Source organism: Rhizobium sp. P2_G2, assembly GCF_056403555.1.
Window position 1 is genome coordinate 21,565 of the sequence record NZ_JBFUFF010000086.1, and the last position, 8,119, is coordinate 29,683.

The window sequence follows — 8,119 nt, forward strand, 5'->3', positions numbered from 1 at the left end:
ATCTTTGCATGTCGGGATTTGACAATTGTTGTTTGCGCCGAAAGCGCAATCTGGCAGGAACGGAACAGAGGCCGGGGGGCGTCGATTCCTCGGAGACATGAGAATGCGTTACGACGACACGTCGGGAAATGAGTCGATCATGGCCGAAGCCGCAAGCGAGAATCCGCTGGTTCTGTTCATGCCTTCGGGCAAGCGTGGGCGGTTTCCGGTCGGCACTCCCATCCTCGAGGCAGCGCGAAAGCTCGGCGTCTATGTCGAAAGCGTCTGCGGCGGCCGCGCCACTTGCGGGCGCTGTCAGATCGAGGTGCAGGAAGGCAATTTCGCCAAACACAAGATTGTCTCCTCCAACGACCATATCTCCCCGCGCGGCGCCAAAGAAGAGCGCTACGACCGCGTCCGCGGCCTGCCGGAAAATCGCCGTCTCTCCTGCTCGGCATTGATTCTTGGCGACCTCGTCGTCGACGTGCCGCAGGATACCGTCGTCAACGCCCAGGTGGTCCGCAAGGCTGCAAGCGACCGGGTTATCGAGCGCAATGCTGCAATCCAGCTCTGCTACGTGGAAGTAGACGAGCCCGACATGCACAAGCCGCTCGGCGACCTTGATCGGCTGAAGGTCATGCTCGAAAAAGACTGGGGCTGGAAGGACCTGCTGATTGCCCCGCACATTATCCCCGACGTGCAGAAGACCCTGCGCAAGGGCAATTGGGGTGTCACCGCCGCCATCCATCGCGACATGGATTCATCGCGACCCTTCATCGTCGGTCTATGGCCGGATCTCAAGAACGAAGCTTACGGCATCGCCTGCGACATCGGCTCGACCACCATCGCCATGCATCTTGTGTCGCTGCTCTCGGGCCGCATCATCGGCTCGACCGGCACGTCGAATCCGCAGATCCGCTTCGGCGAAGACCTGATGAGCCGCGTCTCCTATGTGATGATGAACCCGGACGGCCGCGAAGCGATGACCATCGCCGTGCGCGAAGCGGTCAACGGTCTGATCGGCAAGGTCTGCGAGGAGAATGGCGTCGATCGCAGCGATATCCTCGACATGGTCTTCGTCGCCAACCCGATCATGCACCATCTCTTTCTCGGCATCGACCCGACCGAGCTCGGCCAGGCGCCGTTTGCACTCGCCGTCTCCGGCGCGCTGCAATATTGGGCGCATGAGATCGATATCAAGGTCAATCACGGCGCCCGCGTCTATATGCTGCCCTGCATTGCCGGCCATGTCGGCGCCGATGCGGCAGGTGCGACGCTGTCGGAGGGCCCCTACCGCCAGGACAAGATGATGCTGCTCGTCGATGTCGGCACCAATGCCGAGATCGTGCTGGGCAACAAGAACCGCGTCGTCGCCGCCTCCTCGCCCACAGGCCCCGCCTTCGAAGGCGCCGAAATCTCCTCCGGCCAGCGCGCCGCCCCCGGCGCCATCGAACGCGTCCGTATCGATCCGATGACACTGGAACCGCGCTATCGCGTCATCGGCGTCGACAAGTGGTCAGATGAAGAGGGTTTCGAAGAGGCTGCCGCCAGCACCGGCGTCACCGGCATTTGCGGCTCGGCGATCATCGAAGTCGTCGCCGAAATGTATCTCTCCGGCGTCATTTCGGAGGACGGCGTCGTTGACGGTTCGATGGCTGAAAAGAGCCCCCGCATCATCCAGAACGGCCGCACCTTCTCCTACTTGCTGCGCGACGGCGAACAGCGCATCACCGTCACCCAGAACGACGTCCGCGCCATCCAGCTCGCCAAGGCCGCCCTCTACGCCGGCATCAAGTTGCTGATGGAGAAGCAGGGCGTCGAAAAGGTCGACATGATCCGCTTCGCCGGCGCCTTCGGCTCCTTCATCGATCCGAAATACGCCATGGTGCTCGGCCTGATCCCGGATTGCGACCTCAACGAAGTCAAGGCCGTCGGCAATGCCGCCGGCACCGGCGCGCTGATGGCGCTGCTCAATCGCGGCCATCGCCGCGAGATCGAGGGTATGGTCAAGAAGATCGAGAAGATCGAGACCGCGCTGGAGCCGCATTTCCAGCAGCTCTTCATCGACGCCATGGCCATGCCCAACAAGGTCGATGCGTTTCCGGAACTCGCCAAGGTCGTTACCCTGCCGGAACGCAAGGTCATCACAGCCGGCAGTGATGAAGGCGGCGGTCGCAGGCGGCGGCGCGAGCGGGGCTAATAGAATAGCACCCGTCCGCTGGGGATCATTTGCAGGAGAATATCGAAATCGGCGTAGTTGCGGGTCAGCAAGGTCGTGCCGAGCTTCTGCGCCTGCAGGAACAGCGTGCAATCACTGAGCGCCCGGGCACGATGCTCCTTGCTATAGCCTTGAATGCGACTGAGCGTGCCAGCCAACAGGGCGGCGCGCCCGCATGTATCGATGTCGGGTTGATGAAGACGATGTGGGTGGATCGATTCGACAAGTGCCCCAATCTTGCTGACGACTGACCTTGTGCGCATATCCTCGGGATCAAGAACCCCGACCGTCAACATGATTTCCTGCAGTGAGATTGTGGAGTGACTGTGGGCATTCGATTCCAGGAAATGGCGGAGTTCTGCAGAAATCTTGCCTTGCAGGCGATCTATGTAGACCGAGGTGTCGAGCAATAGAATCTGATCGAACTGCCGCGGATCGAAGAACTGAAGCGCAGAGCCGGATCGCCTCGCCAAACCGCTGTTCGGAAACCTTCGCGCCCAGCGCAAAGCTGCGTCAAAATCGAAGCCGGACAAATCAGAACTCCAGATCGATACCTGGATCGATAGAACCTTCCAGCTCGCGAAACGCCTTCTTGAACGGGTCTTCGACAGCCAGTTGAGCAAGGGCGAATTTTACCAGATCGGAATCGGAGCYGATGCCAGTCCGCGCCTTTGCAGCGGCGATCATCCTGGCACTCACGCGCGCCGTGACCCGGCTCTCCTTCGTCTCCAGGAAACCCTGCTCCTCGGCATCCTTCATCGTAGGTTCGACGAGTGCGGCCAGTTCAGGCACGCGCCTCTCGACCATCGACTCCTGTTTCCGCGCTGCCGCTTTCATCCCGAAATCCCGTTAGCCACGACCATCAATTTGGCTAACAATAACAGCAAAGTGATGAACACTCAATCGCGACATCATGGCTGGAACATAGAAGACTGAGGCTGGCGTCCCCACCCAAATCCGCTACAGTTGCAAATTGGGTGACAGGACGGGAGGAGCGGTCGATGGACGCGCGCAAAGACGTTGAGGCGGATGTCGATTCCAGGCCGATGAATGGGGCCGAGAGCCTGCTCCGCACGCTGGTCGATTGCGGCGTCGAACTCTGTCTTGCCAATCCCGRCACATCGGAAATGCATTTCGTCACCGCACTTGATCGCGTGCCGGGCATGCGGGCCGTGCTCGGCCTGTTCGAGGGCGTCGTCACCGGTGCCGCCGATGGCTATGCCCGCATGGCCGGCAAGCCGGCGGCGACGCTGCTGCATCTCGGCCCAGGTCTCGCCAACGGGCTTGCCAATCTGCACAATGCCCGCAAGGGCGGCGTGCCGGTGGTTAACATTATCGGCGACCATGCGACCTATCACCAGCGCTACGACGCGCCGCTGACAAGCGACGTCAAAGCCTATGCCAACACCGTGTCCCACTGGACAGTCTCGTCGCGCGAGGCACGCGACGTGGCCGCCGATGCGGCACGGGCGGTGCAGGCGGCACAGGTTCCGCCCGGCCAGATCGCCAGCCTCATCCTGCCGGCCGACACGGCCTGGAACGAAGCACAGGGCCCGGCAAGACCACTTCCCGTCCCTAGAGCGCCTGAGGTCGCCGCTCATGCTATCGACGCTGCCGTGGCCGCACTTCAGCGCGGCAAGACAGCGCTGCTGTTGCGCGGTGCCGTCCTGCATGGCCGTGGGCTCACCGCAGCGGCCAAGATTGCCACGGCGACCGGCGCGCGCCTACTGGCCGACACGTTCACGCCGCGCATCGAACGCGGCGCCGGCCGCGCGACGGTCGAACGCATGCCCTATCGCGCCGCCCAGGCGGTGCAGTCTCTTGCCGGCCTTGAAACGCTGATCCTTGTTGGCACCCAGGCACCGATCGGCTTCTTCGCCTATCCCGGCCAGCCGAGTGAATTCACGCCACCGGGCTGCCGGGTGCTGGCGCTTGCCCATCCGCATGAGGATGGTGTCGCCGCCCTGGAAGCTGTCGCGGCGGCCTTTCGCACCGACCAGGCCCTCAGGCTCACGCCATTTGCGCCATCCGCCGTGCCCAGCGACGGGCCGCTCACCAATGTCGACATCGCCCGCGTGGTCAGCCATTTCCTGCCGGACCAAGCCATCGTCGTCGATGAAGGCATCACCAGCAGCTTCAGTTCTTACCAGCTTCTCGAAACGGCAGCCCCCTTCGACGCTCTCCTTGTGCCCGGCGGCGCGATCGGCGGCGGCATGCCGCTCGCCACCGGCGCGGCGCTTGCCTGCCCCGATCGCAAGGTGGTCAACCTGCAGGCCGACGGCAGCGGCATGTATACGCTGCAATCGCTATGGACCCAGGCGCGTGAAAAGCTCGATGTGACGACGGTCATCTATGCCAATCGCGCCTATCGCGTGTTGATCGACGAATTGCAGGGTGTCGGCGCCGGCAATGGCGGGCCGAAGGCGCTCAGCATGTTCGATATTGGCAATCCCGATCTCGACTGGGTCAAGCTCGCCGAGGGCATGGGTGTCGAAGCCGTCCGCACCAACACCGTCACGGGTTTTGCAAACGCCTTCCGCTCGGCCATATCAGGCAGAGGCCCCAGGCTGATCGAAGCGGTGATCTGAAGACGGCCTAAGCCGCCACCGCAGCCGGCTGCTGCTGGCTATAGTCACCCAGCGACGTCCGGACATAGTTCGCCACCGCGGCAACCGGCGCCGGCGGATTTTCGCGCACGGCAAGGCCGACATCATAGGTGCCCAGGTCTGGGAGGCCCTCGCGCTCGCCGAGCACAACCATATCGTCCTGCACCAGGAAGCGGGCGAGCGGCGCAACCGCAATGTCCGCACGGATCGCGGCTGTCTGGCCCATATGGCTACCGCAGAAGTAAGCGATGCGGAAATCGATCCGTGACACCGCCAGCTCTTCAAGCGCCTTGGTACGCCAGATGCAGCCGGAATCCCAGACCGAAATCGGCAGCGGCGTCTTGAGATGCGCCTGGCCATGCCGCTTGCCGACCCAGACGAGCTTTTCCGTCATCACCTTCTCGGCAGGATCGGCGCGCACGCTGTTCTGAAAATTGTAGAGCGTCATGTCGAGCCGGCCGTCTTCGACCATCTTGTGCAGGTTGGCGGAGGATTCGATCGTCACGTCGATGGCGAGCTGCGGCCAGGTTTCCGAGAGATGCTTGAGGATGCCGGGCAGCATCAGTTCGCCGATATCGTCAGGTGCGCCGAGACGAACGATGCCGCTCATTTCCGGCATGATGAAGCGCGACACGGCCTCATTGTTGAGCGCGATCATCCGCTTGGCATAGGAGAGCAGGATTTCGCCATGATGGGTGAGCGTCACGGAACGGGCGTCACGGCGAAACAGGCTGACCCGCAGCGTATCTTCGAGCTTCTTGATCTGCATCGACACGGCCGACGGCGTGCGGAACACCGCTTCCGCCGCAGTGGTGAAATTGCCGGTCTCGGCAATCGCCACAAAAGTCCTCATCACATCGAGTTCAAGCATGGGAAGCGAAGCGGGAAGCGGATTGACCATGACCGTCACCTTCAAAAAATCTGAACGATAGCATCATTCCATTTCGTTTGATTGAACATCAAATAAATCCGATAGTCAAGTCGTCAAGCAGATGGACCCCAAAAGGAGCAAGACAATGAGACTGACCTCAACGGCAGCAATTGCCGATTTCTTCGAAAGCCGCATCCGCCAGGCGCGGATTGAACACCGCCAAGCCAAGCTGCGTCGCGAGCTCTCGCGCCTGCCGAACTATATCGCCAGGGACATTGGTGCCGGCCCGAACCAGGACCGTCTCATCAATTTCCTTGAAGACTAGCATAAGGCATATTCGTTTGTCTTATATGTAAGACAGGCGGATACTAAATAAGTCAGATGAACCCCAGCCCCTTGAAAGGCAACGAAAATGACGACTGTTACGATTACCGGCCGGTATTCCGGCACGCCGCGGCCGCATTCCGGCTTCCTCTCGTTCATCCGCAGCAAGTGGGCGGAATATCGGTTGATGCGCTCGATCGAATCCGTGCCCTACGATGTCATGAAGGACGTCGGCTTCCCGGCTGCGGAGCGCGCGAATGAAATGTGATGCCTGTTAGTTTCGGGGTTCGGTGACGAAGGCTCGCATCGAATCCCGAAACGCTTTCGATTTTTTGTAATTTTTGTTTTTTGATTTTCAGTATCCCGCAAGCGTTTATTTCCCCGCGTCTCTCGCATTTCAGAATGGGATCACATGATCGCCATCACAGGGTGATGAGTGCACAATCTGCCTGCGCCGGAGGACTCGATTGTTGCATTGTCGCGATCAGTCGAGGGTATTGTCTTCTATGGAAACGTGTTTTGCGTGGGCGGCTCTCCTGTAAGCTGATGGACTTTTGCCGACCTGGCGCAAGAAAGTGCGGTTGAAATTGGATAGGTTGGTGTAGCCCACTTGATAGCAAATATCCGTGATCGCGGTGTCGGACTCGGACAGAAGCCGGCAAGCCCGTCCTATGCGAAGGCTTGATACGTAGTCGGTAAAACTGCGACCGGTATTCTTGCTGAAGAACCGGCTGAATGTGCTGGTCGACATATTGGCAACAGACGCGACGTCGGGAAGTTGAATTTTCTCAGTGAAATGGCCGTGGATATGGAGAATTGCCCGCTGCATCGTGTCCAGCGTTGCGGCGTCGAGATTGGGTGAGAAATCAGGCGAGGACAGAACTTCGCATTCATCGGAATAGGCCAGCAATTCCAGGACTCGCAGGAAGCGGATCAACCGTTCCAATCCGGTGACACCGCCAATACTTTCGAGCAAATCAGCCGCTCGCTGCGCTGTCGCGCCGCAGAATCTCAGTCCTCGCTGAGCACTGATAAGCAGCCTGCTGAGATACTTGATCTCGGGAAGGTGGCACCCGGCTTGTTGCAGCCTGTCTGGATCGAATTGGACGACAAGATCCCGGGCTATGATCTTGTCGCCTTTGTCGATATGCGAAACCCAATCGTGAGGCAGGTTGCTGCCGATCACGGTCAGGTCGCCAGGTCCGAAATCGCCGATATAGTCACCGACATAGGCCGTGCCGGAAGAGCAGCGGATAAGGTGGATCTCGATCTCAGGGTGAAAATTCCACAGGGAATTCGCCCATGGGTAATCATCGATGCGCCATAGGAAGGTATTGTGTTCGGTGGTGAGGATGTGCTCGAATTTCGGCGCCAACTGCGACGCACCCTTGTGCGGAACGTGGCCCTGACTCGTTGCAGCTGAGATGCTCATCCTGGCAGCTCTGATTATCCTAATGGACTTGGCTTCCGTGACTTATAGCCACTAGCTCATCCAGTTACCACCATCGACATTGTATGTCTGGGCGACGATGTATTCGGCTTCCTTGGATGCGAGAAAGATTGCCATCCCGATCAGATCTTCCGCGGTCCCCATTCGGCCAAACGGCACCGCCTCGCCGACCAACCGTTTTTTCTCGCCGATTGGCCTGTTTTCATATCTGGCAAATTTTGCATCGACGCCATCCCAGTGTTCGCCGTCGACCACGCCGGGCGCGATCGCATTGACGTTGATGCCGTGCTGAATAAGATCCAGGCCCGCGGACTGGGTAAGCGAAATCACGGCAGCCTTCGTCGCGCAATAGACGCCGACAAGCGCCTCGCCACGACGTCCGGCCTGGCTCGCCATGTTGATAATTTTGCCGCCTTGGCCGCGCTTGATCATCGAGCGTGCCGCCGCCTGCAACGTAAAGAGGGTGCCAGCGACATTGATGCTGAAGAGCGTGTCGAAGCTCGCTCGGCTGATCTCAACAATTGGGGCGAGATCGAAGAGCGCCGCATTGTTGATCAGAATGTCGATGCCGCCGGTCCTCTCTTCAACTGCGGCAATGGCAGCGTCGATCGAGGTCTGGGAAGTGACATCCATAGCCAGCGCATAAGCGAATGTACCAAGCTCGCTAGCCG

The 8,119-nt window shown here is 60.0% G+C and carries 9 protein-coding genes; 4 read left to right on the forward strand and 5 right to left on the reverse strand.

The window, feature by feature from the left end; translation table 11 throughout:
* Positions 1-103 precede the first annotated feature (103 nt).
* Complete coding sequence (locus AC1D06_RS33540; RefSeq protein ID WP_477990156.1) at positions 104-2,179, forward strand: ASKHA domain-containing protein; 2,076 nt, start codon at positions 104-106, stop codon at positions 2,177-2,179.
* Here the strand turns inward: AC1D06_RS33540 and AC1D06_RS33545 are convergent.
* The gene (locus AC1D06_RS33545) at positions 2,176-2,730 is read right to left on the reverse strand and encodes a type II toxin-antitoxin system VapC family toxin (protein ID WP_477990157.1); all 555 of its coding nucleotides are present in this window, start codon (positions 2,728-2,730) and stop codon (positions 2,176-2,178) included. The two genes, AC1D06_RS33540 and AC1D06_RS33545, sit on opposite strands and share 4 nt — an antisense overlap.
* Position 2,731: 1 nt before the next feature.
* Positions 2,732-3,034 (reverse strand): hypothetical protein, encoded by a 303-nt coding sequence (locus AC1D06_RS33550; protein ID WP_477990158.1) that lies wholly within the window; start codon positions 3,032-3,034, stop codon positions 2,732-2,734.
* Positions 3,035-3,198: 164 nt separating this feature from the next.
* Between AC1D06_RS33550 and AC1D06_RS33555 the strand changes: the two genes are divergently transcribed.
* Positions 3,199-4,785, forward strand: coding sequence for an acetolactate synthase large subunit (locus AC1D06_RS33555; protein WP_477990159.1), 1,587 nt, complete (start codon positions 3,199-3,201; stop codon positions 4,783-4,785).
* A 7-nt stretch (positions 4,786-4,792) separates the two neighbouring features.
* Here AC1D06_RS33555 and AC1D06_RS33560 read toward each other — a convergent pair whose 3' ends face one another.
* The gene (locus AC1D06_RS33560; RefSeq protein ID WP_477878516.1) at positions 4,793-5,704 is read right to left on the reverse strand and encodes a LysR family transcriptional regulator; all 912 of its coding nucleotides are present in this window, start codon (positions 5,702-5,704) and stop codon (positions 4,793-4,795) included.
* A gap of 115 nt (positions 5,705-5,819) precedes the next feature.
* Between AC1D06_RS33560 and AC1D06_RS33565 the strand changes: the two genes are divergently transcribed.
* Together AC1D06_RS33565 and AC1D06_RS33570 are read left to right on the forward strand one after the other, a co-directional pair.
* Positions 5,820-5,999, forward strand: coding sequence for a hypothetical protein (locus tag AC1D06_RS33565; protein WP_477990160.1), 180 nt, complete (start codon positions 5,820-5,822; stop codon positions 5,997-5,999).
* A gap of 87 nt (positions 6,000-6,086) precedes the next feature.
* Positions 6,087-6,266, forward strand: coding sequence for a hypothetical protein (locus AC1D06_RS33570; RefSeq protein WP_477878514.1), 180 nt, complete (start codon positions 6,087-6,089; stop codon positions 6,264-6,266).
* Positions 6,267-6,482: 216 nt separating this feature from the next.
* On the opposite strand, the gene AC1D06_RS33575 is transcribed toward AC1D06_RS33570, so the two are convergent.
* On the reverse strand, positions 6,483-7,430 hold the full coding sequence (locus tag AC1D06_RS33575) for an AraC family transcriptional regulator (RefSeq protein WP_477878513.1): 948 nt from the start codon (positions 7,428-7,430) through the stop codon (positions 6,483-6,485).
* 51 nt (positions 7,431-7,481) lie between these two features.
* A partial coding sequence (locus tag AC1D06_RS33580) for an L-iditol 2-dehydrogenase (protein WP_477990161.1) occupies positions 7,482-8,119 on the reverse strand: 638 nt, incomplete at its 5' end.

Bases quoted from the DNA above. Each gene is read 5' to 3' on its own strand.
- AC1D06_RS33540 (WP_477990156.1), top strand. From the start codon at position 104: ATGCGTTACGACGACACGTCGGGAAATGAGTCGATCATGGCCGAAGCC.
- AC1D06_RS33560 (WP_477878516.1), bottom strand. From the start codon at position 5,704: ATGGTCAATCCGCTTCCCGCTTCGCTTCCCATGCTTGAACTCGATGTG.
- AC1D06_RS33565 (WP_477990160.1), top strand. From the start codon at position 5,820: ATGAGACTGACCTCAACGGCAGCAATTGCCGATTTCTTCGAAAGCCGC.
- AC1D06_RS33570 (WP_477878514.1), top strand. From the start codon at position 6,087: ATGACGACTGTTACGATTACCGGCCGGTATTCCGGCACGCCGCGGCCG.
- AC1D06_RS33575 (WP_477878513.1), bottom strand. From the start codon at position 7,430: ATGAGCATCTCAGCTGCAACGAGTCAGGGCCACGTTCCGCACAAGGGT.